Source organism: Caldithrix abyssi DSM 13497 (assembly GCF_001886815.1).
Taxonomy (GTDB): domain Bacteria; phylum Calditrichota; class Calditrichia; order Calditrichales; family Calditrichaceae; genus Caldithrix; species Caldithrix abyssi.
Window position 1 is genome coordinate 2,011,427 of sequence record NZ_CP018099.1, and the last position, 26,965, is coordinate 2,038,391.

General features: G+C 45.1%; 17 protein-coding genes. 6 read left to right on the forward strand and 11 right to left on the reverse strand.

The features are described 5' to 3' along the window. Window positions 1–2: 2 nt before the first annotated feature. Entirely contained in the window at window positions 3–1,586 is a 1,584-nt protein-coding gene (locus Cabys_RS07890; RefSeq protein ID WP_006929788.1) for a GMC oxidoreductase, read from the forward strand. 326 nt (window positions 1,587–1,912) lie between these two features. After that, window positions 1,913–3,898: a carboxypeptidase regulatory-like domain-containing protein gene (locus Cabys_RS07895; RefSeq protein ID WP_006929789.1), complete on the forward strand. Its 1,986-nt coding sequence runs from the start codon at window positions 1,913–1,915 to the stop codon at window positions 3,896–3,898. Window positions 3,899–4,654: 756 nt separating this feature from the next. Here the strand turns inward: Cabys_RS07895 and Cabys_RS07900 are convergent. From Cabys_RS07900 to Cabys_RS07935, 8 genes are all read right to left on the reverse strand, one after another. Further along, window positions 4,655–7,198, reverse strand: a complete 2,544-nt coding sequence (locus Cabys_RS07900) for an ATP-binding protein (protein WP_006929790.1) — start codon at window positions 7,196–7,198, stop codon at window positions 4,655–4,657. A 176-nt stretch (window positions 7,199–7,374) separates the two neighbouring features. Beyond that, complete coding sequence (locus Cabys_RS07905; protein WP_006929791.1) at window positions 7,375–8,313, reverse strand: patatin-like phospholipase family protein; 939 nt, start codon at window positions 8,311–8,313, stop codon at window positions 7,375–7,377. Between the two features lie 141 nt (window positions 8,314–8,454). Next, on the reverse strand, window positions 8,455–11,181 hold the full coding sequence (gene polA, locus Cabys_RS07910; RefSeq protein WP_006929792.1) for a DNA polymerase I: 2,727 nt from the start codon (window positions 11,179–11,181) through the stop codon (window positions 8,455–8,457). A 138-nt stretch (window positions 11,182–11,319) separates the two neighbouring features. Continuing rightward, entirely contained in the window at window positions 11,320–11,907 is a 588-nt protein-coding gene (locus Cabys_RS07915) for a hypothetical protein (protein ID WP_006929793.1), read from the reverse strand. A 4-nt stretch (window positions 11,908–11,911) separates the two neighbouring features. After that, window positions 11,912–13,159: an AAA family ATPase gene (locus tag Cabys_RS07920; RefSeq protein WP_006929794.1), complete on the reverse strand. Its 1,248-nt coding sequence runs from the start codon at window positions 13,157–13,159 to the stop codon at window positions 11,912–11,914. 50 nt (window positions 13,160–13,209) lie between these two features. After that, entirely contained in the window at window positions 13,210–13,794 is a 585-nt protein-coding gene (locus tag Cabys_RS07925) for a hypothetical protein (protein ID WP_006929795.1), read from the reverse strand. After that, complete coding sequence (locus Cabys_RS07930) at window positions 13,794–14,939, reverse strand: outer membrane protein assembly factor BamB family protein (RefSeq protein WP_081475091.1); 1,146 nt, start codon at window positions 14,937–14,939, stop codon at window positions 13,794–13,796. Before Cabys_RS07930 ends, Cabys_RS07925 begins: the two co-directional genes overlap by 1 nt. Then, complete coding sequence (locus Cabys_RS07935) at window positions 14,927–17,752, reverse strand: PD40 domain-containing protein (protein ID WP_006929797.1); 2,826 nt, start codon at window positions 17,750–17,752, stop codon at window positions 14,927–14,929. The genes Cabys_RS07930 and Cabys_RS07935 overlap by 13 nt, the downstream gene beginning before the upstream one ends. Window positions 17,753–18,332: 580 nt before the next feature. On the opposite strand from Cabys_RS07935, the gene Cabys_RS07940 reads away from it, so the two are divergent. The 3 genes from Cabys_RS07940 (at window position 18,333) to Cabys_RS07950 (ending at window position 22,297) form a co-directional block, all read left to right on the forward strand. Next, the gene (locus Cabys_RS07940) at window positions 18,333–20,165 is read left to right on the forward strand and encodes a 2-oxoacid:acceptor oxidoreductase subunit alpha (protein ID WP_006929799.1); all 1,833 of its coding nucleotides are present in this window, start codon (window positions 18,333–18,335) and stop codon (window positions 20,163–20,165) included. Between the two features lie 19 nt (window positions 20,166–20,184). After that, a complete protein-coding gene (locus Cabys_RS07945; RefSeq protein WP_006929800.1) occupies window positions 20,185–21,222 on the forward strand; it encodes a 2-oxoacid:ferredoxin oxidoreductase subunit beta in 1,038 nt (345 codons plus the stop codon). A gap of 88 nt (window positions 21,223–21,310) precedes the next feature. Then, window positions 21,311–22,297, forward strand: coding sequence for an HD domain-containing phosphohydrolase (locus Cabys_RS07950; RefSeq protein ID WP_006929801.1), 987 nt, complete (start codon window positions 21,311–21,313; stop codon window positions 22,295–22,297). 10 nt (window positions 22,298–22,307) lie between these two features. Here the strand turns inward: Cabys_RS07950 and Cabys_RS07955 are convergent, their stop codons facing one another. The 3 genes from Cabys_RS07955 to asd all read right to left on the reverse strand — a co-directional run bounded on the left by Cabys_RS07955 (window position 22,308) and on the right by asd (window position 24,375). Then, window positions 22,308–22,811, reverse strand: a complete 504-nt coding sequence (locus Cabys_RS07955) for a cation transporter (RefSeq protein WP_006929802.1) — start codon at window positions 22,809–22,811, stop codon at window positions 22,308–22,310. 22 nt (window positions 22,812–22,833) lie between these two features. Further along, the gene (locus Cabys_RS20285; protein WP_006929803.1) at window positions 22,834–23,169 is read right to left on the reverse strand and encodes a cation transporter; all 336 of its coding nucleotides are present in this window, start codon (window positions 23,167–23,169) and stop codon (window positions 22,834–22,836) included. Between the two features lie 141 nt (window positions 23,170–23,310). Beyond that, on the reverse strand, window positions 23,311–24,375 hold the full coding sequence (gene asd / locus Cabys_RS07965; RefSeq protein WP_006929804.1) for an aspartate-semialdehyde dehydrogenase: 1,065 nt from the start codon (window positions 24,373–24,375) through the stop codon (window positions 23,311–23,313). Between the two features lie 429 nt (window positions 24,376–24,804). Here asd and Cabys_RS07975 point away from each other — a divergent pair, with 429 nt between their 5' ends. After that, on the forward strand, window positions 24,805–26,946 hold the full coding sequence (locus tag Cabys_RS07975; RefSeq protein WP_006929805.1) for a S46 family peptidase: 2,142 nt from the start codon (window positions 24,805–24,807) through the stop codon (window positions 26,944–26,946). Window positions 26,947–26,965 lie beyond the last annotated feature (19 nt).

A 26,965-nucleotide genomic window follows, 5' to 3' on the forward strand; every position in this document is an offset into this window, starting at 1 on the left:
AAATGAAAAAGGACTTTGATTTTATTGTTATTGGTTCGGGCTTTGGCGGTTCGGTTTCGGCTTTGCGTCTGGTTGAAAAAGGCTATTCGGTTCTGGTTCTGGAAAAAGGGAAACGCTTGACAGCGGAGGATTTTCCGAAGACCAACTGGAATTTAAAACGCTGGTTCTGGTTGCCCACCCTCAAATTTTTTGGATTTTTTCGGCTGTCTTTTTTTCGTCATGTGGCGGTGCTCTCTGGCGTGGGCGTGGGCGGCGGATCGCTGGTTTACGCCAACACCCTGCCCGTTCCCAAGGAAGAATTTTTTACCGCGCCTACCTGGTCGCATCTGGCCGACTGGAAAAAAGAGCTAATGCCGTTTTATGACCGGGCGCGCAGGATGTTGGGCACGGCCAAAAATCCGCGTCTGGAGACGGGCGACCTGGCATTAAAAGAACTGGCCGAAAGGCTGGGCAAAGCCGATCAGTTCGAGACCACCGAGGTGGCGGTTTTTTTCGGAGAACCCGAAAAAGAGGTGGAAGACCCTTATTTTAACGGAGAAGGACCGCCTCGTTCTGGATGTCGATTTTGCGGCGCTTGTATGATTGGATGCCGCTACAACGCTAAAAATACGCTGGACAAAAACTATCTCTATTTTGCGGAGAAAAAAGGCGCGGTTGTTCAAGCCGAATCGGAAGTTTACGATATTAAACCGCTGGGCGGGAAATATGGAGAAGACGGTTATCGTGTGTACTGGCGGCAATCAACGCGTTATTTTAAACGCCGCGGATCGTTTACCTGCCAGGGCCTGGTGTTTGCCGGCGGCGTTTTGGGGACGGTTCCTCTTTTGCTCAAGTTAAAAAAACGCTCGCTGCCCAATTTATCATCTAAAGTAGGTTGGGGCGTGCGCACCAATTCCGAAAGCCTGATCGGAATTACAACAACCGACAAAAACACCGTTTTTTCGGATGGCATAGCCATCGGTTCCATCCTGCATACGGATCGTTACAGCCATCTGGAGCCGGTGCGTTATCCGGCTGGTTCGGGCTTCTGGCGCGTTTTAATGTCGCCAATGATCAGCGGCTCAAACTTTGCAGATCGACTTTTTAAAGTGTTGCGGGAGATATTTCGTCATCCCCTACGTTTTTTAAAGACCTATTTTGTGGATGACTGGGCCAAACGCACGCAGATTTTACTCTTTATGCAGACCATTAACACCACATTGCGTTTTAGCCCCGCACTTTTGGGAATGAAGAGTACGCTGGATCAGGGAACGGCGCCCACCGCGTTTATTCCGGAAGCTCAAACCCTGGCGCGTGAATATGCTAAAATTGCCGGGGGTACGCCCACCACGCTGCTCACTGAAAGTCTGTTTGGCATTCCGACCACCGCCCACATATTAGGCGGGGCCGTCATGGGAGAAAACGATCAGGAGGGCGTTATTGACCGCGACAACCGCGTGTTTGGCTATCGTAACATGTACATTTGCGACGGTTCGATGATTTCGGCCAATCCGGGAGTGAACCCGTCGCTAACCATTACCGCCCTCAGCGAACGGGCCATGAGCAAAATAAAACCCAAAAAGGAAAACCCTGATTTTGGAGAATGAAAGCAGTGAGTGAAAATGGTCAGGCGGCAGGGCAGGCGACGACCTACCACTATTTCTGATTTGTTATTCTGAATTCGCTCTAAGGTAATATGTCATTTATCTCTCGCCCTGGTGGGAGATAAACCTAATAGCTCCAAAAATCCATATAATTTTTTGTATTTTCTTACCGGCATTGTAAAAAATTCGCCTTTTTGTGGTGGATTTATATTTTGTAAAACTTGCCAAATGTTGTGCCCATTGGTGCGTTTAGTTCTTTAAAATGGCATTGCATTCAATGCGGTCGCTTTGTATTTTTAGATTGTCCTCGTAATCGAAAGGGAAATATCATGAAACATCCGACCTTGTTTACTCTATTTACCTTTTTATTGTTTTTTCAGTCGGTTGACGGCGGCCAGATAAAAGGGAAAGTTGTGGACACAAAAGATAAAGCGGTTTCCGGCGCGGTGGTGCTGATAAAAGAACTTGGCCAGCAGACCATGAGCGACGAACAGGGAGCGTTTTATTTCAGGGAAGTGCTGGCCGGCGATTACACCTTAATTGCCTTTAAAGAAAAAGTGGGGCATGGAAAGGTACGCGTAAAGCTGGCGGAATCTGCCGTGATAGAGCTGAAAATCCAATTAAAAAAATCGACCATGAAACCCGGCGACTATCATTATTTAACCACGCCACGGAAACCGAAAAAGACAATGAAAGAAATGCCGATACCGAAGAAGGCGGAATCTGAAAGAATGTACGAAAGCGAGGCTGTGGAAATGACGGGTGCGCCGGCAGGCGCTGCCAGGGCACAGCAATCCGGCTTAAAAGCGGGCTTTGCCGATGACAACAAACAGTTCAACTACTTTTTAAATTTTTTAGAACGTTTCGAGAATAAAGCGGAGCATTATCCCTTGCCGGTCAGAGAAAGAATCTGGTTAAAGGTGCAGGATGCGCAGGGCAAGCCGCTCAACAATGCGCTGGTGGAAGTCTTTGAAAATGGCTTGTTGCTGGAAAGAGGAAAAACCTATGCCGACGGTTCATTTTTTGTTTATCCGCTGGTGGATGGCATGAACGGCGATCAATTTGAGGTTAACGTCCAATTTAAAAGGACAGTTAAGACCATCAAAATAGATCGCAACGGACCGCGCATTGTGCCCGTTCAGCTACCGATTGCCCGCGGCGCCTACCAGCAAATTCCGCTTGATCTTGTGTTCATTCTGGATACGACGGGCAGCATGGGGGAAGAGATCGAGCGGCTGAAAAATACCATCGAAATCATTAATGCCAACTTAATTCAGCTAAAACCGCGGCCGGATATTCGCTTTGCGCTGGTACTCTACCGCGACCGGGGCGATGAATACGTAACGCGTTTTGTGCCTTTTTCTCGCTCACTGGACTATTTTCAGAGCGTGTTGAATACGATCGAAGCAGACGGCGGCGGCGACTATCCTGAGGATTTGCAGTCTGCCCTGCATACCGCGCTTAAACAACTGGACTGGCGGCAGGACGCCATTCGGCTGGCCTATATTATTACCGATGCGCCGCCTCATCTCGACTACGATCAGGAATATACCTACATCGATGCCTGTAAAGAAGCCAAACAAAGGGGAATCAAATTCTTTTCGGTGGGCACCGGCGGATTGGATATTAACGGCGAATACGTTTTACGGCAGATTGCCCAGTTTACCTACGGCAAGTACATCTTTTTAACCTATGGTGAAAAGGGCGAAAGCGAGGGAGGACGACCGGGCAGCGTAAGCCACCATACCGGGGCCAACTTTCAGACCGATAAGCTGGAGGCGATCATCATCCGTTTTACCAAACAGGAATTACTCTATCAGAGCGATCAGCCCATAGCGGAAAGCGAACCGTATTTTGAAGCGGTCAAAATAGATGATGAAACGCGCGAGGCAACGCTCAATAAGCTTTTTGATCAGGCATTGGATGAACTGATCGATTATTCAACCATGCCGATTGCGCAAAAGACAAAGCTGGCTATTTTGCCGGTATCAAGTAAATATCCGGCGCTGGCAGCCACTGCTGAATATTTTACCGAGCAGATGATTCTGGCCGCTCAAAAGAAAAAACAGTTTGAGCTGGTGGAACGAAAAGACCTGCAAACCATTGCCGAAGAATTAAAATTGCAGCTTTCCGGTCTGGTTAGCGAAGAGGATGCGGCCAAAGTTGGCGAGTTGATCGGGGCGGATTTAATCGTAATTGGTCATTTGTTTAAAACCAACGCTACTTACGAGCTGTTTTTAAAATTGGAACGTGTGCGCACTTCGGAAATATTGTCGGTAACCAAGGCCAAAATCGATGTACGCCTGGGACTTTAAAATTAAAGCGAGGTTGAAGGGGAGGATTTATAATTACGAATTACGAATTATGAATTACGAATTATGAATTACGAATTTAAAATTTAGAATTATCATGCGGCTCGGAAGGCTGTGCACGAAATAGGAGCAGGATTCCTGTGGCAAGAATTAGGCATTATGATTTTTTCAGCATGGGAAGGGGAACGGGAATCTGAGAATCAAAGTTCTATTCCAAGGCAGCAGAGCCGCAAGCAAAATCAACCGCAACGCGCGCAAAGTAATTTTCTCGCAAGATTACGTCAATAATCGCAGAAAAAGATTAAACAAATTATTTTCTGCAGCCATAAAGAGCGCAGAGAAGTCGCAAAGGGCACAAGGAATGTTTAAAAATAGAAATAGTTTCAATTGCCCTCACCCTTTATCCTCTGGGATAGGGGGAAGATTTGCTGGTGATAATTTTCTCCGACGGTGTGCTGGGCGCCAACGCCGGCTAATTTCTATTTAACCATTCAACGGTATAGATTCATCACTCCGTCCCGATTTCTCGAGACTGAAGCTGGCGCTCCGTTCAGAATAACAGACCGGCGACCATTCAACCATTCAACTAATCAACCATTTTGGCAGCACAAAAATTTGGCTTGCACCAATAATAAACCTTGCAAATGAAGTATTCCAAAACTATGCATCTCTGAGGTTTCAATGTGCGCTCAATCATCAATTAAGAATGTACCCGGCGGAGGGAGTGATTTTTTTCTGTAAAATAAGAACAAAAAGCATTTAACGATCGGCGGTCTGGTCCTCTTCAAATTCTTCTTTATAGGGCAATAGAATCTTTACATGCGTTGATTTACCAGGCACCGACCAGATGTCAATTTTTCCCTCATGGTCGTCGATAATCTTTTTTGCCAGGGTCAGGCCCATGCCCGTTCCGTTTTCTTTGGTGGTAAAAAAGGGATCGAATACCTGGTTAATAACGGAAGGATCAATACCGGGGCCGTTGTCGACGATTTCAATTTCGAGATAGCGTTTAAAATTTTCTTCGATTTTTTCAATTACCGTGGACGATATAAGGATAACTCCCTTGCTGGCCATGGCGTCAATAGAATTTTCGATGATGATCTGAAATACCATTTCGAGTAGAGCAGGATCTACCAGGCAACGATCGTATTTTTTATCCAGTTCCAGTTTTATTTGTAAACCATCTTTCAGGTACACGGCGAATTTCTCGAGCAGACGGTTGGCGATTTCCTGAAGGGAGGTCCATTGTAGATTGGGCTTGCCTAAATTGGTAAAACGCAAAAAATGGCGTGTCATCTCGCGGATGCGGGACAATTCCTGTTCAATGGTGCTAAAATCTTTTTCAATCGGAGTCTGGTCCGGGATTCCGTATTCTTTTAAACGCAGGCGTAAACCCTGGGTGAGCAATTGCACGGTTGTTAGCGGTGTTTTAATGTCGTGAGCCATTTTTTGTACGGTATTCGTCCAGATTTCCAGCTTTTGATTGGTAACCTTACTGCTTTGCAAAACGGTTTCGATTAAAAATCCGGCGGGTATTTTGAGAACGCCTTTTATTACAGAACCGCGAAGAAGAATGGGCGTAACCCCCTGGTTGGTGCGAAGGTTGATTTCTTTTTCCTGAAAAATTCTCTGAGCCATTAAGGTTTTCGCAAATTCGATGACTATCGGTCGTTCTTCTAACGACTCAAACAGCGGCGCGTTTTTGTCGATATGTTTGGATAAGTACAGATGACGCTCAAAATTGCCATTAACATAGGTTATTTTGGCACGGTGGTTAATGATGCACAATCCATTTTGAGTAAACTGGAATAAATTTTTGTGTACCAGTAAAATAGAAGACGCTTTTTGTCCTGCCAGAAAGATGGCCAGTAAAACGAAATAAATAAAAATATCCAGAATGATAAACAAAAGATATCGCCATCCATACAGGGGATTGCTTGCAAACTTAAAGCGATAAAGCTCGTTTCTCTTTTTTATAAGAATTTCGTGGCCCGCTTTCCCGCGTCCTACAAAATTAATGGTCATGTTTTGCAATCCCAAAGGGGGCAGCGTGTACATGTATTTAAAATCATGAGAGAGTATCGCGTATCTTCCTTTTTTTGTACGACAAAAGATTTCTTCTTTAAAGTCGCCGTCCAGGTCTATCATGCGGGAGATGTCACTGATCGGGGATTCTGGTTTAATGGTTTCGACGATATCTAAATTGAAGTTAGGTTTAAGTATGTTGCCGCTTGTCTGGGATAATAAATAAAGTTGTTCATGGTTGTTCCTGGTGATTATAAAGGGATAGATTCTCTCATCAATCGGTAATTTTTTTTCTCTTAATTTTTGCCCCTGTCTGTTATAAAGAAAGATTTTAGGGTTGATATTTAAATGGCCATTATAGGAATAGGAAGTAACAATGAATGCTCGATTATTTATTGAATAAGGAATATTTTTAATTCTGCTTGAATAGTAGGGAAAAACCTTGGGCTCAAAGAAAAAATTCAAGTCTTTGTCAAAAACCATCAGGTAGGCATTATTGTCTTTGTAAGGGAAAGGGGAGCGATAGGTTTCGAAGGCGATACATTTTTTCATTAAAATTTCGGGGATACCATCCCCATCAAGATCGACTACCGTAGGGCCGACGATATAGGCTCCGCTATCTGGAGTACGGGCGGTGATTTTCCGCTGGTCAATATCAAAACGAATCAAAGCGCGAGGTTGTAAGCTATAATAAGCAACCAGATTGATAAAACACTCCTGATAGCCGTCGTTATCAGCATCAAAAAAGACCATTTCCGGTTTACGTAAATCCCAGATTTTCCGTGGATGCGGATTGGGCCTGGGCGCAGTAGCTAAGAATTGCCGATATAATAAAAATTGGTTGCGTTTTCTGGGGTCAATGGAATATAAAAACAATGAATCATTGGCCTTTGTAAAAAAATAGGTTTCATCATAGGCGTCGCCGTCGTAATCGGCAAAATAAACGGCCCCTACTAACCATTTTCCGGAGAAATTCCACTGGCCGGTTGCCTTTTTCTCTTCGGCGAAAAATCGCATTTCTATTTCTCTTGTATCTCGCCCATATTCAAAACTAATCTTTTCGCTGAAGCCATCATGATCAAAATCGTGGTAGTAATCTTTAGAATTATTCTGAGAGGAGAATGATATATGGTCAACCAAATACAGCCGGTTTGGTTTAATGCCCCCTTTTTGCCAGTAAACGATTAATGCGGTTATTACCAGGGCAATAAAAAAAAAGACGAGGTAAATTATTCTGTAAATGTTTTTAAAACGTTCGGGTATTTTTGCTTGAGTCATCTGATTTAACATCCCTGTAATCTATTAAAAAGATGGATTAACTTTAGCCCTTTTAGTTAAAAAAATCATTGACATCCGGGATTAAATAAAAAACATAACAAAGCATATTTTAAGAAAAAATAAACAAAAATCAAGAGTACAACACACATTATGTGCAAGTAATAGCCAATAAGTCTTTACTGCGTTAATCTTGAAATAATGAGCTCTATTTTTTCTTCCATGGCCTGCTGGCCTATGGCAATGATTTCACGCGCTTTATTAAAATCGAAAAATTGAAACGCGCTGATGTCAGGCGTAACCAGAATATCCGGAGGTGAGTCCTGAAGACGCAACATCAGGATCATATTTTCCATGGTCATGGCCACATGAGCCATTTGCTGCTGGATGCCCATTTTGGCTTCGGTGTTTTTTTTGCGAACGGGTAAATTAGGGGCGGGTAGTTTTTCCATAAAATTGCCGAATAAGCGCTGTAAAAAAGAGGAAGCGCTATGGGCCGCTTTAAGCTTTTGATTGGTTATTAATTTACCGGAACTGAGCACACGGCTCCGATTTTTTACAGAAGGCGTGACATTAACGGCTATAACCAGTTCGGCCCCCATCTGTCTGGCCACGCTGACAGGAACGGGATTAACCACGCCGCCGTCCACAAGATAATTTCCGTTCAGGTGCACGGGTTGAAAGAGAAAGGGGAAGGAGATGCTGGCGCGAATGGCATTAACCAGCGACCCGGAGTTTAATATAATCTCTTCGCCCTGCCGAATATCGGTGGCTACACAGGCGAATTGTCTGGGCAAATCTTCGATGGCTTCCTCGCCCAAAAGGGAAATTAAAAATTCTTCCACGCGCTGGCCGTCCAGTAAACCGTCGCGTCTGAAGCGACGCGGAAAGAGAATTTGAACCACGCGCCTCCAGTTGGTCTCGCAGGCGATTTCTTCAATTTGCTGGCTGCTGAGGCCGGCGGCAAATGCGCCGCCCACCATGGCGCCCATACTGCAACCAACAATCAGGTCGATGGGGATACCTTCTTGCTCTAAAACTTTTAAGACACCGATGTGTGCCAGGCCGCGTGCAGCCCCGCTGCCCAGCACCAGGGCAATTTTTGGTTTTTTTATCATTTTTTTACTTCCTGATAAACGATTCCCGTGATCGACCTTCATCCCACTTACTATCAAGCTTTACAGTTTTCCCCTCGCCAGGGCGAGAATTTGGAGTGATAGAGCTTTGGAACAATCAACCATTCAACTCTTCCCCCCCACCTAATGCGCCTCAAGCCAGTTTGGGCCCACACCGCATTCCACCACCAAAGGCACACGCAGCTCCATGGCGCCTTCCATGATTTCTTTTACCTTTTTCGCAAATTCATCAGAGCGCTTTTTCTGGACTTCAAACACCAGTTCGTCATGTACCTGTAGCAACATTTGCGCCGGAAAACCTACATTCTCAATAAAAGTTTGGATGGTAATCATCGCCTTTTTGATCAGGTCGGCTGCCGAGCCCTGGATGGGCGTATTAATGGCCGTACGTTCAGCAAATTCCCGAATCTGGCGGTTGGGATTGCGGATTTCCGGTAAATAGCGCCGCCGACCGAGCATGGTTTCCACGTACCCTTTTTCGCGCGCCTCTTCAATCATGCGCTGCATAAATTCGCCGATTTTAGGATAGGTGGCAAAATAATCGGCGATAAACTCTTTGGCTTCATCGGTAGAGATATTTAAGCGATTGGCCAGACCATATTCACTCATGCCGTAAATGATGCCAAAGTTGATCTCTTTGGCCTTACGCCGATGATCGGCTGTCACCTCTTCCACCGAAATACCAAAAATCAAAGCGGCGGTTGCTGCATGGATGTCTAAGTTTTTCTTGAAATTGGAAATCATGGTTTCATCGCCGGAAAGATGGGCCATGATGCGCAACTCGATCTGAGAGTAATCGGCGCTGAGAATCAGATAATCGTCCTTTGAAGGAATGAAGGCGCGGCGGATTTCACGGCCCAGGTCGGTGCGGATGGGAATGTTCTGCAGATTGGGGTTGCTGGAAGAAAGACGGCCGGTGGCCGTAACTGTCTGATTGTAAGAAGTGTGAATTTTGCCCGTTCGGGGATTGATCAACTGGGGCAGGGCATCCAGATAGGTGCTTTTGAGTTTGATTAGTTTGCGATATTCCATGATGTCGGCCACCAGCGGATGGGACGCGTAGCGTTCCAGTGTTTTTTCAGAGGTGGAGTACTGTCCTGTTTTGGTTTTGGAAGGTTTGCGCATACCCAGCTCTTTATGGATTTCAAGCCTGTCAAAAAGAATCACGCCCAGCTGCTGGGGAGAGTTGAGATTAAATTCTTCGCCGGCAGCCTGATAAACCTTTTGTTCGATGGCTTTTATTTTGCGGCCCAGTTGATCGCTCAGTTCTTCGAGCAATTTCCGATCGACTTTAACGCCATGCATTTCCATTTGCATCAGAACATGGACTATGGGCATTTCCAGCTCATAAAACAAAGACTCCATGCCATGCTTTTTAAGGTCTTTCTTTAAAATTTGGTAAATGCGATAGGTGATGTCGGCATCTTCGCAGGCATATTGATAAACCAGACCGGCGGCCAGGTCGGTCATTTTTTTTTGATTGCGGCCCTTTTTACCGATCAGGTCTTCAATGGGAATCATTTTGTAGTTTAAATAGTGCTCGGCCAGATAATCCAGATTGTGTTGGCCGGTAGGATTAATCAGGTACGAAGCGATCATGGTGTCAAAATAGAGATTTTTAACCGGAACGCCGTGTTGCTCCATGATCATGGCGTCGTATTTTATGTTCTGTCCGATTTTTCGAATTTGTGGATCGGCAAACACTCCACGCAGTTTTTCCAGCGTTTTATTGCGATCCAGCCCTCGCGGTTCATGGCCCAGGGCAATGTACGAGGCCTGACCTGCATCCCAGCAAAAAGAGATGCCGGCGATTTCGGCCTCCAGAAAATCCAGCGAACTGGTTTCTAGATCAAAGACAAATTCTTTCTGTTCTTTGAGCGTATCTAACAGCCGGTCAAATTCCTCTTCGCTTTCAATCAACTGATACCGGACATCTTTAGAGTTGAATTTGCGCAATTCCATGGCCTCTTCCTGACCCAGGCTCATGGCCTTCATGCGGTTGGCCAGGCCTCTGAATTCCAGCTCCTGCAATATGGGCCCAACCGTTTCCATATCCCACATGCGGAATTTCAAATCTTCCAGTTTAACATCAATAGGAACGTTGGTGTCGATGGTCGTCAGACGGCGTGCGATTTGCACCTGATCTCTGGCTGCCAATAAGTTTTTTTTCAACGCCTCTCTGGAGATGGCGTCGATGTTTTTGTAAAGGTTATCAATGGATCCGAACTGCTGTAATAATTTGGCGGCCGTTACCTCGCCCACTTTGGGCACGCCGGGAATATTATCGGATTTATCGCCCATGAGGGCCAGCCAGTCAATAATTTGCTCGGGCTGCACGCCATATTTTTCCACAATTTTTTGCCGATCCAGGATTTCCGGCTCATCCTGCTTTTTAAGGTTGTATAAAAAAACGTGTCCGTTTACCAGTTGCGCCATGTCCTTATCGCCGGAGACAATGTAAACGTCAACCTCGTCGCTGGCAAAGCGAGTGGCCAGCGTACCGATGATGTCGTCGGCTTCGTAGCCGTCTTTTTCCAATAACGCAAAATTGGCGGCTTTTAATGTTTCCACCAGTCTCGGAAACTGGGCCGCCATCTCATCGGGCATTTTTTCTCTGGTGGCCTTGTATTCTTCATAAATTTTATGGCGAAAAGTCGGCTCTTTGGTGTCAAACACAATGGCCAGGTATTCCGGATGTTCCCGGTCTATGATTTTGAGTAGGGAGTTTAAAAAGCCAAAAGTGGCGGAGGTGTTCTCGCCTTTGGAGTTAATCAACGGATTTCGACTGAAGGCAAAGTAGCTGCGGTAATACATGGCCGAACCGTCAATCAAAAAAAGTTTTTTGCTCATGGTGTTTTTCCCGAATTTGTTAAGCTAATTAAAATTAAACGATGCTTAATTTTTTAATCTATCAATAAAATATTTAAATGATTGATTTTTCTCCATTCCTGCTTCTAAATAGAGTTCTGCAAAATGTAAATTTTAGTGTCATTTCGAGGAGCGGAGCGACGAGAAATCTTTTGTTTTTGTTGAAGTTAGAAGATTTCTCATCCCGATAAATCGGAATTCGAAATGACATGTATGTGCATTTTGCAGAACTCTAGCTTCTAAAGAAAAATGTTTTAATAGTTCATTCAAAAAATCGACTTTTGAATCAAAATTAGCCGGTATTAAAGCTAAAAATTTTTCCTTATCAAGTTCATCGGTGTTTCTAAATGATTTAATTTTTAAACTCTGGGCTGCCTTGTTGTCAATCCCTGCCAGATACCAGCTTTCAATTTCTTTAATAACAACAATTATACAAGCAGGATCTACGGCTTTAAATTTATCAATAATTTTCCTTTTTCGAGCATCAATACAGGGCGCTGTATTAATATCGGCTAATAGCCAGTAATCGGCTCCCATGGCTTTAATGCTTTTTACAAAATTTTGTAATTTAGAATCTTTTAAACGGGCATATTCCCTTACTTCTATAAAATCATACAGCTCTTGTAGCAAGGGCTTAATAATATAATCAACAAATCTTTTATCATCCGTACCTTCAACCCAAATAAAAAGTCTTCGATAAGCGGCCATTATTTTAAATATCTAATAAATCCTGAACAAAAAGATCTTCTACACCGATCTCATTATTTAAAAATGATTTTATCTCTTTATTATCAGCAGGTTTGATTATTTTCGAAAACCCCTTAGAATCTCTTTTACAAAGAAATAAATTCTCTAACTCAGTGTGTTTAACAAATTCAGCATTGTGCGTTGTCAAAATAATTTGTTTATTACGCGCAGCATCTTTCATTAGACCGATCAGTTTTCCGATCAGGAAAGGATGAATATTCCTTTCCGGCTCTTCAATAATGATCAATTTATTTTTCTCGAAAAATAGGGCCAGAATTATGGCTGTTAAATTAATCGTACCATCGGAAATGGCTGAAGCAGGAATATATTGATTTTCAATAAATTCTTCTTGCACCTTAAATAAAAGAGATTTATCTGCAAATTTTTCAACATTTAAATTATGAATATAGGGCAAAACTTCCTGCATTAAATTAAAGAGTTTTCTCTTTTTATCCTGATCGCTTAGAATATTTTTTAAAATAAGGGCCATATTACTGCCATCTTCTTCCAGTTCAACCTTGCCGCTAATGGGCGTTGCTCTTTTAGGTAGCCTGGGATCGAAATCATAAATATGTATGTCAGAGAAAATCTCGTTTATAGCGGGAAATGTAAAAAAAGGATTTTCTATTAATAAGTTGTTAATAACATTAAATTTCTCCCATAAAAAAGAAGGAAAAATTTCTTCTTCAGAAAATGGGAAGGCAAGCGGTTTATTTAACCTGATTTTTATTTGACTATTTTTGCGGATTAAGTCTATCGACCCCTCGCCTAAATTTTCAAGTTCTTTCAATTGATTTTTTTCTTTAGTCAGAATTTTAAATTCACAGGATAGGTTCAATTGGTCTTTACTAATTTTAAAGTTCTTTTTTCTCTTGAAAAATGTTAGCTCAAATTCATATTTTGTTTTTGTAATTTTTATCCCGAAGTATTTATTACGGTATGGTCGGACGAGGCCAAATATATCATCTGCTTCAATAGATAAAGAAAAATTCTGGTTATTGTTGAGCTTCATGTTCCGTAAATATTCAACGCCTCCCTGCAAAGATACAGCATTTTCTAAGCCTGATTGTTCAATATCTTTTAAAAATCTAAAAATTTGCACAAAATTTGATTTACCCGAAGCATTCGGTCCAATTACAACATTAAAATTAGAAAGTTCAATATTTAGATGATCGAAGCTTTTAAAATTTTTTACATCAATTTTTGTTATCATAAGTAATATTCTTTTATTGGTTTTTGTAATTGTGTTAATTTACTACAATACTATTGTAGTATCAAATACAAATAAACCGAGAGAGCTACCACCGAAACCGTTAAAAGCGCATTGGAAAGTCGGTCAAACTGGCGCGTCCGATCGTAATAATGATTCATCTTCTGCAAATCCGATGTGTAACGATATTGATCGTAATAATCGTCGGCCACGCGCTTCAGATAAAAGGAGCCCCAATTGCAGGTCAGGGCTAAAGCGGCCAGTCCGGGCTGCAGATATTTTTTGATTCGTGTTTTGTCTGCTGCATCTTTGTTTTTTAAGGATATCTCATTAAATGTCAGTTTAAAAGGCTTCCGGCTCCATTTAAAGCGGGTCAACAACGAATCACTTAAACCAGACAAAGTGGTGTCCACCGCCCAGTTGTTCCAGCGGTGGTCGTTTTTTAATATGAAGCGTAATTTTAATCGATTTCCATTCATCATTTTAACGGTATCGGGCAGGGAAACGCTATCCGGACTGACCATTATTTTTATCAGGGAATCGGCAGCCAACCTCTCAGCCTGTTCAATCTTTTGGGAAAAGCTTAAAGATGGCAGGAATAACAACAGCAAAAGGGCGGTAAACTTCCAATGTCGCATTAGCGTTTCTCCTGTTTTAAGGACAATCGGGCCAGGCGATCATACTCCATTGCGATGAGTAACTGGCCGCCTGGCGCAGGGGTGCAACTTACAACTCGACGTTTAAAGGTGAATTGCTGATCGATGTTTCGCGTCTGGCGATTGATCAGGTAAAACTGCTTTTGATGCGTGGCAACGATCAGGCGCCGGGCTGTAACGATGATCGGCATGGAAGGCGCTCCTTTAAGAGCAAGCGACCACTTCAATTGCAAGTCCTGGCTCAGAGCAAAAAGGCGTCCATTACTGCCCATGATGTACAGGGTTTGCCCGTCGGTGGAAAGCGGCTGATAAAACGGTGTTTCCAGCGCTTTATCAGCGATGATTTCACCGGATTCTAAAGCGATCTTCAAAATGTTTCCGCTCAGGTCAGCAATAAAAACATGGCCGTTCAGGATCAAAGGCGCGGTGTACACGTGCTGCGGCAGTTCAATCATAAACTTTTCGCGGCCGTCGTCCAAATTGACGGCTGCCAGCAAACCGTCTCCGGAACAAACCACGATGGTGCGTTCCGTCATGGCCAGGTTTTGCAACAATTTTTGCGGAAAAGAGTAGGCCCAGATTTTTTGGCCGGTTAAGCGGTTGAGCGCCAGTACCTGGCCTTTAATGGTTGCATGAATAAGCACTTCCTGAAAAACCAGCGGACTGCTTTTCGAAAAATAACCTTTTAACTGCCACTGCACTTTTTGGCGAATGAGGTCGTAGGCCGTCAGCCCGTAAGCGCCTTTTTCGGAAGCGATGTAGGCCAGCGGTCGCGCAAAACAGGGCGCTGCCGAAAGCCCGCGAGAAAAACGCTTGCGTCCAATGTCTTTAAGCTGCAAATCCGTTGACAGCAAAAATCCGTTGTAAGTGGTTAAAATGAATCGCGCACCTGGATTTAAAATGGCGGGCGTGGCAAGGCCGTTGATGTTTTTTTCTTTGACTACGGTTAAGGGCGTATCTAACTCGCTGTTGTGTAAATACCAGCGCGGCGTATTCCAACCTTCGTGCAGGGTTTGAGGCAGCTCGTTTAAGGAGCTTACTTTAACGCCTGGGTTCTGGCATCCTATCACGAACAAGATCAACAAAACGATTACAATGATGCGCCGCATATTCATTAAAAATCCCATCCAAAAAAGAATTGTGTAATGGTTGTTTTACCAATCGATTTAAAATCGGTTTTGCGTCCCATATCCAGACGCAAAACCAGCATGTTGCCTAAGTTAAATCGGATTCCAAAGCCAAAACTTCCTAAAAAGCCAGGCCATTTGTCGTTCCAGGCATTGCCGGCATCCAGGAACAGCGCTCCGCGAATACCTGAAAAGCGCATGGACGCCACCGGAAACCGAATGCCGATTTGATCAATTAAAGGAAAGCGGAGTTCCTGCGAGATGAGCAATACTCTTCTGCCGTGCAACGACCAGCGGCGGTAGAGCCTTAGATCCCAGCTTCCGCCAAAATAGTATTGCAGAGTTTCGCGACCTTCGTTAAACAGCGAAAGAAAGCGCACGGCATAAGCGCTGCGCAGACCCAGACGAAAGTATTTGCGCAAATCGATTAAACCGGTTAAATAGTTCACGTTGGAATAGCGCAGATCATAGGTGTTGCCAAAGGTGATATTGATGCGCTGTCCGTCAATGGGCCCGCTTGAAGCCCAGATGGAGTTATCATGCACAAAGGAGATGTAATTGCTGGAAAGATAGGCCTGACGTCGTTTATTAAAAAACCAGTCTTTGTCGGAATAGGCCAGATTTTGCGTGAAGGAGACGCGCGAAAACTGCGAAAATGGGTAGCTAAAGGTGGCCATGGCGCCCAGTCGTTCTTCATAAAAATAGGCGTCCGCCGGATAAAAGTAGTAGCCGGCAAAGCGGTACAAACTAACGCCCCAATTAATGCGGTGTTCCAGCGAAATTTTAGTAACGGCCACGTTAAAACTTTTCCAGAAATCGCTGGCAACGCGGGCGTTGTTGTAGATCAAAAGGTAATACTGGTCATTGCCTAACACGTCGGTAAAGGCCAGTTGCGCGCCGCCGGTGGTGCCCCAGATGGGATCCTGCGAAACCTGGGTCTGGGCAAAATCCAGCTCGTATTTACGCACGTACGGTTTGCGTTCCATGATTTCGCTTGATTTAATGGCCGGGAAATCCCACGCTCTGGTGTCTTCTACCAGAATCGGTTGCACAATGCGTTCGGCTTTTTGCAGCCGTTTTAAAAAGTCCGGCTCAAAGCGGATCTGGAAATAGCCTTTTTCAAAGGCGCCGTAAATTAAACTATTGTCCGGCGTCCAGCATGGATCAAAAGTGGCGCCCAGGTAGGAAGTCATTTTAAAAAACTGAGCCGGTTGATTGGAGAAGGCCGATTCGATGGGGTTCTTTAACACATAAATATTGTACGAGCCTTTGCGATCGGAAGTAAAGGCCAGGAACCGTCCGTCGGCGGAAAAAGCCGGGCCGCGGTCTTCCTGCGCGCCGAAGGTGAGGTAGCGAAGTTCGCCGTTTTCGATGTTCAATAAAAAAATATTGGCAGCGCCCTGTTGACCGTAGGGCGTGCGATCGGACGAAAAGGCAATGAACCGGCCGTCCGGCGACCAGCTCGGATCTTCGTCGTTGTAAAAATCGTCGGTAAGCTGCCAGAGTTTTTGTCCCTCTGGTTCAAATAAATACAGATCCTTCTGGCCGGAAAAGCTCAAACCGCTGAAAACAATTTTTTTCCCGTCCGGCGACCAGGTGGGGGAGTATATGCCTACCAGCTTTGGGAAAGAATGGCGACTGATGACTTTGCGCTGCGCAATGGAATAGAGGTATAAAACGTCGTTTTCTCCGCTTTTAGAACTGAAGGCCAGAATGCCGTTTTTATTGACGCTGATGCGCGAATCGAAGATGTGAAACGCTTCAAAATCCGAAGAGGCCTCGCCCTTGATGAGTAGTTGCACATCTTTTTCCTTATCTCTGAATTTAAGAGGCTTTAAGGGACGCATGTAAATGCTTGAATAACCGGTGCGGTTTCCCACAAAGGCGATGTACGGTTGACCTTCCAGTTCGAAATAGGTCGGCTTAAAGTTGTAGCCCTGGCGCACCAGAGTCTGGCTGACCTGTTCCGATAGATCGTTGTCTTTTAAAAGGGGGTAGTAGCGTTTTTTTAAATGGTAAAGGTAATGGTGGTCGAATTCGCGGTAGTCCATCCCTAAAACTTCTTTGAAACATTGTTCAAAATAGGAGTGCTTCCAGACGCATTCCAGGAGCCTTAACAGTTTGTCTTCTCCGTAGTTACGTGCAATGTAACCAAGTACATCCTGCCCCACTTTATACATGGTAAAGGTGCCGTTAATGCGGTACATTTCGCTCAGGCCAACCACGTAATTGTTGATCACCGCATCGCGCAGCACCATCTCGGCCTGTGCGTCCCAGGTGGTGGACCAGAATTCGGCCAGCCCTTCGATAAACCAGAGCGGCGGATAGGCGCCGTCCAGCTTGTCGTAGCGCTGCAGCACATTGACAATTTTCATGTGCATAAACACGTGCACCAGCTCATGGCGAATGACGTGTCTGAATTCGTTTAAATCGCCGTTACCGGGGATGACCACCCGCCCTTTGATAAATTCAAAAAATCCGCCCACGTTTTCCGGAATGAACCCCGGCGTAACATTGGTTTGCTGAAAATGTAAGTGTGTACTGTAAAAGATCAATGGAATGCGGTAGGTTACCGAGTAATTGAACTTTTGTTCGAGAAACCGATAACTCTCTTCGGCAAAATACGCACCTTTTTCAGCCATTTTCTGCATTTCCGGATAGTAGAAGATATCAAAATGCTCTGTTTTCATGACCTGCCAGTTAAAATGCGTGTACTGCACTTTATTGCGCCCGAAATAGTAGCCCTGCGCTTGCAGAGTTGCAGCTTGAATCAGAAAAAGAATGAGAACTGCTTTTTTAATCCAATCTGGCATAGGCAATTACCGGCTTTTGTGTAAGTTCATCTGTCAAACTAATCATAAATGCCAAAGGTTTCAATAGGCGTTTGCAATTGGGCGTGAAAAGAGAGGGTGGATTCTTCGGAGAGCAGCGGGGGGGGCGCTCTGACAGAGCGCCCCCGGTTTACAGCGGAGACAACGGCCCGGGGCAGCGCCCCGGGCCAACCCATTCACACAACCTCGGTATCACTTTCGGTTTTACACCACTCGTGAAGGTACTTTTTATCAAAAAAAGGTTAACCGTCTCTAATCCCGTCCTTACGTTCTTTGCGGTAAATTTTAAGCTGCAGACGCGCCGCCTTTGAGAAATGTTTGCCCCTTAAAAAACCGTTCTTTCTGAGCCGTGAAATGGCTCAGAAAGAACGGTTTTCTTTGTGATAAAAATAATTAGAAGCGACGGGCGAAAAAGCGTTCATTTTATTTTGGTTTCATTGAATAAAACTGTTAAATTTGCTCTCTTAAGCAATGGAGTTATTAAAAGTTAATTAAGTTTGAATTAGAGGTAATAACTAAAAACTAATCAAGGTTTTATAAAAGAAACAGGGGTTTTCTACAAATGGACAAAAAAGAATCCAAAGTATTGGAGCGCGTTACCATCCGTTTTGCCGGCGATTCCGGAGACGGAATGCAGTTGACGGGAATGCAGTTTACGAGCACGACAGCACAAGAAGGACATGAACTGGTGACATTGCCGGATTATCCGGCTGAAATTCGGGCGCCGGCCGGCACGCTTTTTGGTGTTTCCGGTTTTCAAATTCAGATCGGAAGCACAGAAATCCATACCCCGGGCGATCAGCCCGATGTTTTAGTGGCGATGAATCCGGCCGCCTTAAAAGTAAACTTAAAGCTGGTACGCCGTGGCGGTATCTTAATTATTAATTCCGATGCCTTTCAGGGACGCAATTTGACCCTGGCCGGCTATGAGACCAATCCTCTGGAAGATGGTTCGCTGGCCGGTTATCAGGTTTTCCCTGTGCAGATTACCACATTAACGCGCAAGGCATTAGAAGGTTTAAAACTTTCAGTAAAAGAAAAAGATCGTTCTAAAAACTTTTTCGCACTGGGCATGACTTTCTGGCTATTCAGTCATCCGCTGGAACCGACCATCAACTGGATTAAGCAAAAGTTTAAGAACAAACCGGAAATTGTAGAAGCCAATATCCGCGCCCTTAATGCCGGCTACAATTACGCGCTTTCCACCGAACTTTTCCAGACCAGTTATCGTGTGGAAAAAGCTAAAAAGAAACCCGGTAAATATCGCAATATGACCGGCAACGAAGCCGTTGCGCTTGGTTTTATTGCCGCGGCTAAAAAAGCGAATAAAGAGTTGTTCCTGGGCAGCTATCCCATTACCCCGGCCAGCGAAATTTTACATGAGCTGGCAAAATATCGCAATTACGATGTTAAAACCTTTCAGGCAGAAGATGAAATTGCCGGAATTGGTTCGGCGTTGGGCGCCTCTTACGCCGGCGCGCTGGGCATTACCACCACCAGCGGCCCTGGCGTGGCGCTTAAAACCGAGTTTTTAGGATTTGCCGTGATGGCCGAGCTGCCGCTTGTTGTGGTTAACGTTCAACGCGGCGGCCCCAGTACGGGGCTGCCCACCAAAACCGAGCAGGCCGATTTATTGCAGGCGCTTTACGGCCGCAATGGCGAAGCGCCCATCCCGATCATTGCCGCTAAAAGCCCGGCAGATTGCTTCGATGCCGCGCTTGAGGCTTCGCGCATTGCATTGATGTTTTCTACGCCGGTATTTTTGTTGATGGATGGCTACATTGCCAATGGCTCAGAGCCCTGGCTGATCCGCGATCCTCAAACCATACCGGAAATAAAAATACATTACGCCACCGATCCTAAAAACTTTCTGCCCTACAAACGCGATCCGAAAACCCTGGCGCGCATGATTGCCGTTCCTGGCATGGCTGGCTTTGAACATCACATCGGCGGCCTGGAAAAAGATGAAACAGGTAATGTAGCCTACGATCCGGATAATCATGATCACATGGTGCGCTTGCGAGCCGAAAAGGTCGAACGCATTGGTGAGTATATTGAACAGCCGAAAATTGACGGCGATCCAGAAGGCGAACTTCTGGTGATTAGTTGGGGAAGCACCTTCGGCACGGTTTTTACGGCGCTGGAAGAAATCAGAAAAAAAGGCAAAAAAGTATCCTGGATCCATTTACGATGGATCTATCCGTTCCCGAAAATGCTGGATAACTACATCCATAACTTTAAAAAGATTCTGATTCCGGAAATTAACCTGGGACAGATGGTTAAAGTTATCCGCGAAAGATATCTGGTTGACGCCAAAGGATTCAATAGAGTGCGCGGTTTGCCTCTGGTTACCCAGGAAGTCGTGGAAGCCATTGAAAAAACATTAGAAGATTAATTGCAAGAAGGAGTTCATAATGAATAATCAAGATAGAGTAGCTACCCAACCTTTAAAGTTGACGGCTGCCGACTTTGCCTCCAAATCGGAGCCCAGATGGTGCCCGGGTTGTGGAGATTACGCCATCTACGCGCAAATGAAAAAAATTCTCCCCGAACTGGGCATCCCTAAAGAAAAATTTGTCTTTGTGTCCGGTATCGGTTGCTCCAGCCGCTTCCCGTATTACATGAATACGTTCGGCGTGCACAGCATTCACGGCCGTGCGCCAACGGTAGCTTCTGGCATTAAACTGGCCAATCCGGAGCTCAAGGTCTTCATTATCACCGGCGATGGCGACGGACTGAGTATTGGCGGAAATCACTTCATCCATCTCTGTCGCAGAAATATTGACGTTACGGTCATCCTGTTCAATAACAGAATTTACGGCTTGACCAAAGGTCAATATTCGCCCACATCGGTCAAGGGACAGATTACCAAATCGTCGCCTTATGGCACTCTGGAAAATCCCTTCAATCCGGTTTTGATGGCCATGGCTTCCGGCGCAACATTTGTGGCGCGCACCATTGACCGCAATCCCAAACATCTGGCCGAAATCCTGCGCCGCGCTGCGGAACATAAAGGCACTTCGTTTGTAGAGGTGTACCAGAATTGCGTCATCTTTAACGACGGCGCTTTTGAAGACCTGTACAGTAAAGATACCAAGGATGATCGCGCCCTGTATATGGAAAAAGGCAAGCCCTACATTTTTGGCAAAAATCATGACAAGGTTTTAAAATGGAACTGCAGTCGTTTTGAAGCGGTGCCCTATGACGAAGCCAATCCTCCTGAAAACCTGCTGATTCATGATGAGAAAAATTTGAGCGCCGAAATTGAATTTGGTCTGGCCAGCCTGACCGATAACCCGGACCTGCCAACGCCAATGGGTATTTTCCGCCAGGTCGAAACCGAGACCTATGAGGAATTGCTGCAAAAACAGATCGATTTCGTAAAAGAGAAAAAAGGCGAAGGTGATTTAGAAACATTATTCAATTCTGGCAATACGTTTATTATTGAATAAGGGCGATTTTTTTGATAGTAATATTAAGGTTGATCAATTTTTGACGATTATAGCTTTCTGTGAAAATAATTAAATAAAAGATAGCAGAATGGCAGATGGTACCAAAATATTAATCGTCGATGATCAGCCAGATAATATAGAAACTATCAAAGATATTTTAAGCGGAAGCCAATATGCTTTGTTTTCCGCCACGAACGGCAAAGAGGCGTTGGAGGTCTTTAAACAGATTAACCCCGATCTGGTTTTGCTCGACGCCATGATGCCGGTGATGGATGGTTTTCAGGTGGCGCGCGTGATTAAAAATAATCCGCAAACCCAACTGACGCCCATCATTATGATTACCGCCCTGGATAGTATGCAAGATCGTGTTAAAGGTCTGGAAGCGGGAGTCGATGACTTCATTTCCAGGCCTTTTAATATTTTTGAACTTAAAGCGCGCATTAAAAATTTACTGCGCTTAAAAGAAGCGGTGGATGATCTGGAAAACGCCGAACAGGTCATTTTCAGTCTGGCTAAAACGGTGGAGGCTAAGGACAAATACACCGAAGGTCATTGTAACCGGCTGGCTGATCTGGCGCAGACCATGGGCCGTCAATTGAATTTATCAGAACACGACCTAAAAGTGCTCAAAAGAGGCGGCATTTTGCACGACATTGGTAAAATTGCCATCAGAGACGCCGTGCTGCTTAAACCTGGTAAACTGACCCCCGAAGAATTTGAAATCATTAAAGAACATCCTAAGATCGGCGTTCAGATTTGTGCGCCGCTTAAAACGTTGAAGCCCGTGCTGCCCGTCATTCTTTACCATCACGAACGGTACAACGGCAGCGGCTATCCCGAAGGATTAAAAGGAGAAGAAATTCCCCTGCTGGCTCGCATTATTGGATTGGTGGATTGTTTCGACTCACTGACCACCAAACGTCCCTATCGCGGGGCTCTCTCTATTACTGAGGCTTTGGAAATCTGTGAAAAAGAGACCGCAGAAGGACTATGGGATCCAAAGCTGTTTTCACTCTTTAAGAAGATAATTACGGATCCTTCCAAGAATCATGAAATCCTCAAATGGTACTACTGATATTAACGGTTCAGGTGGCGCAACAGCTAAGCTGTTCTAAGTTTTTGGTAAAGGTGATGGCCGCCAGCTTTACGCCCTCCGAGGCCGTTAAATAGGGATGCAGCATTTCTCTTAAGTCGGCAACCGTCGCTTCAAATTTTAATCCCATGGCTATTTGCATGATTAACTCGCCGCCTTCCGGCGCGATCACGCGCGCTCCCAGCTCGTGGGCCTGAAGCGCTGCAGTAAAGGCCGCCGAACCGCCGCCGATGATAATCAGGTGTCTGGCAGAAGAGCTTTCCCCGCTGTTAAGTTCCAGCACATCCACTACCCGGTAGTGACCCCTGGACTGCACGGCAGCAAGCACATCGTCTAAAGTGGTTTTGCGCAGATCAATGGAAACCGTGCCTCCTTTTGCAAGATAGGAAATGTTTGCCTCGATCACGCCCGCCTGAACCAGACTTTTTTCAATGGAACTCGCGCAGTGTTCACAGGTCATGCCCGAAATTTTTAATTTTAATCTTTTGATCGTCATCAGAATCTCCTTGCTCAATTCATTATTTTTGATTTTTTACGATCGTTGAAGGATAGCCCGCATTACTCGTGGCTTTGAGCAACGCTTTAACCGTAGCAGCGCCGGGATTGTAATCTACAATTGCCAGCCGTTTTTCATACAGCGCTTTGACCTTTTGCACGCCTTTAACAGATTCAAGGCTTTTGCGCACCGTTAATGGGCAGGAAGCGCCGTTCATTCCGGGAACGCTCAAAACCACGCTTTCGATTTCAGTAATGTTTTCACTGTTAAACGTTTCGCCTTCGTAATTAGCGCTCTGGTTGATATTATTGGCCAGGTACGGGATGGCAAACAAAACGATAGTAAAAATAGTAACCACCAAGAGCGATATTTTGTTAATGCAATCCGCTTTTGGATGGGCGCAGTAGCTGCCGTCGGCGTTTTGGCTTACGATAAACTTTTACAAAAGCGTAGGCCAGAAAAATAGCGGTCAACGCCATGAAAAACGGTCGGTAAGGTTCTAAAGCAAGCCCAGTTTTTCTCCAAGTTGTGCCAGAAGTAATTCTGCGTTTAAAATCGCTCCGCCGGCAGCGCCGCGAATGGTGTTGTGCGACAACACGTGGAATTTGTAATCCAGAATGGGGCAGGGACGCAATCGACCGACGCTAACCGCCATACCGCCCTCTAAATTGCGGTGTAAACGCGGCTGAGGAAAATCGGGCTCTGTAAAATAATGGATCACCTGTCTGGGGGCGGAGGGCAATTGTAGTGACTGAGGCAAAGCTTTAAATTCTTCCCACGCGGCAATCAGTTCGTCTGCTCCAGCCGACTTTTCCAGCTCAACAGAAACGCTTTCCAGATGGCCGTCGATGACCGGCACGCGGTTGCAACTGGCGCTGATGAGCATAGAGGCGTGAACGAATTCCTGGCCGTTCCAGCTTCCCAGAAGCTTCAGCGGCTCCGTTTCCATCTTGGCTTCTTCATTTTTGATATGGGGAATGATATTGTCCATGATTTGTAAAGAAGAAACGCCAGGGAAGCCGGCGCCGGAAAGGGCCTGCATGGTAACAACCTGAACTTTGCGCACGCCAAATCGCTGGTGTAACGGTTTAAGCGCCAGCACCAGGCCGGTAGTGGAGCAATTGGGATTGGTAATAATATGTCCATCTCCGAAATGCTGAGTAAAAATCGCCTGCAAATGATCGGGATTGACTTCCGGGATTAACAACGGTACCTGTGGATGAAAACGATGGTTGCGGGCGTTGGAAATGACGATGTGGCCTTTTGCGGCCAGTTGCTTTTCGATGGTTTCCGCAATGCCGGCATCCAGCGCCGAAAAGAGGATGCGTGATTTTAACGAAGCCTTGCTGTCTAAAACCGTTTTATCTGCAATGGCCGGCGGCAGCGCTGTGTCCTGCACCCAGTTTACGGCTTCATTGTATTTCTTTCCGGCAGAGCGGTCAGAGGCCACCAGTTCGTTGATTTCAAACCAGGGATGCGCGGACAATAGCTGAATGAATTTTTGCCCCACGCTGCCCGTTGCGCCTAAAATGCCAACCGCAATTTTCTTTTCGATTTTTATCATGGACTCTTCCTCTTTGTCCTTAAGCAAAATTCATTTATTGCAGGGGAATATACAAAAAAACGGAAAAAAATACATTTTTTTATTTTTGACCTCCAAAATCAACCGCAACGCGCCCAAAGTAATTTTCTCGCAAATTACGCCAATAATCTTTGTAAATTTCTATTCAACCATTCAACCATTCAACCATTCAACCATTCAACTAATAAACCATTCAACCAATCCAGCGGTATAAAAATTTTCGAATCCGGCCAGAACAGGAAAAATGCTACGAAGGAAGTATTCTACAAAAATCAATTAGTGGATGGGGCGTCCCTGTTTGGAATAAATTTTTTTGCGCCGAATGTTTAAATTAAGAAACATTTGCCGGTATTTTTCGTACCTATAAAATTCTAAAATGCATTTAACGTAAAATTTTTAATTGGAGGATTTATGAAGCAGGTGTTCATTTTTACTTTACTACTCTTAACTTTTTCCTTTGGCCTGAAGGCTGATGAAGGCATGTGGTTGTTGAATCAGCTAAACCAGTTAGGGCTAGAGGAAAAAGGGCTGCAAATGGAGGAGGCCGAGATTTACAGCCCGGGAGAAATTTCTCTGGCCAATGCGGTGGTAAATTTGGGCAGAGCCTCGGCTGAATTGGTTTCGTCAGACGGATTGATATTAACCAACCACCACGTTGCTTTTGGCGCCGTGCAGCGCGCTTCTACCGGGGGAACCGATTATCTGACCAACGGCTTTTTAGCTAAAACGCGTGATGAAGAAATTCCTGCGCCGGGCTATGTGGCCCGCATTTTGCTGGAAATGAAAGATGTAACCGCCGATGTTTTAAAAGGCATGGATCAGATCAACGATCCGGTTAAACGCATGCGCGCCATCGAAAGACGCATTAAAGAGATGGAAGAGGCGGTTGAACAGGAACGGGAAGATTATGATGCGCGCATTGCTTCCATGTTTTCTGGCAAACAATACATTCTTTTTAAGTATCAGAGATTTGAAGATGTTCGCATGGTTTTTATCCCGCCGCGGGCCATCGGTAACTACGGCGGCGATGTGGACAACTGGATGTGGCCGCGGCATACGGGTGATTTTTCCTTTTTACGCATCTACATGTCGCCCGATGGCAGGGGCGCCAAATATTCAGAAGATAACGTGCCCTTCCAACCCAAACGCTGGATTAAAATTGCTCAGGAACCATTAAAAGCGGGGGATTTTACTTTTATTATTGGATTTCCGGGGCGTACCAACCGCTATTCAACTTCTTTTTACGTCGATTTTTACCAGAACAAATACTATCCGCTGCTCATCAATGAATTCCAGGATGTCATTAACATGCTCGATGAGATAGGCAAACAATCGAAAGAGCTGCAAATTAAAGCCGTGGGAACGACCAAATGGTTAAATAACAGCCTTAAGAACTATCAGGGCAATCTGGAAGGCATGCAGCGGATTAAGCTTTTACAACAGAAAAAAGCGCTGGAAGAAAAAGTGCAGGAATTCATTTCCAGCGACGAAAACTTAAAACGCCAATACGGCGATCTGCTCAACCGGTTTGAGCAGGAATTCCAGAAATCCATTCGTTCTTATGATAGAGATTTCTTTTTAAGTTATTTTCGTTTTTTGGCGGGCACCATTCCGTCCGTCGCCAATAGCATTTACGGCGTGGCTTACGAGCGGGCAAAGCCGGCCGAAGAACGAGAGCCGTCATTTTCGGAAAAAGATGTTCAACGCTCGATTCAGCGTTTGCAATATCGCTACATGAGCTTCGCTCCGGAAATCGATAAAGCCTTGCTAAAACGCATGTTGCTCAAATTCAAAAACTTTCCGCCTGAACAACGTATTCAAGGGCTGGATTTCATTTTTACCGATTACAAATCGATCGATGATTTTTTAGAGCATGCTTACGCCAGCACCAGATTAACGGATGTGGATTATGCCCGTTCGCTATTTTCCAAATCGCTGGAAGAACTGAATCAGATGGACGATCCTTTCATACGCATGGCGCGCGCTTTGCAGCCGGAGTTCGATAAAATCCGCAAAGAAAAAGAAGAAAACAAAGCCCTGATGCAGGAACTGAGCAAACAATGGATCGAAGTTTTAATGGCTTATGAAAAGCGTCCTTTTTATCCGGATGCCAATGGAACCATTCGCTTTACTTATGGCAATGTGGCCGGTTACACACCGCGCGACGCCGTGTGGTACAAACCGTTTACCACATTGACCGGCGTAATGGAAAAAGAAACCGGCGAATGGCCGTTTATTGTTCCGGAAAAGTTGAAAGAACTGTACGCAAAAAAAGATTATGGGCAGTGGATCGATCCTGAACTGAAAGATGTTCCCGTGGCTTTTTTGAATGAGTGCGACATCACAGGCGGCAATTCCGGCAGCCCGGTGTTTAACGCTAAAGGCGAATTAGTGGGCATTGCTTTTGACGGCAACTGGGAAGCCTTAACCGGCGACTGGCAATTTGCCGACGGCATTCAACGGGCGATCAATGTGTATATTCGCTATGTTCTGTTTATTACTGAAAAATTTGCCGGCGCAAATCATATTTTACAGGAAATGGGCATTAAATAACCAAAGCCACTCCGATTAC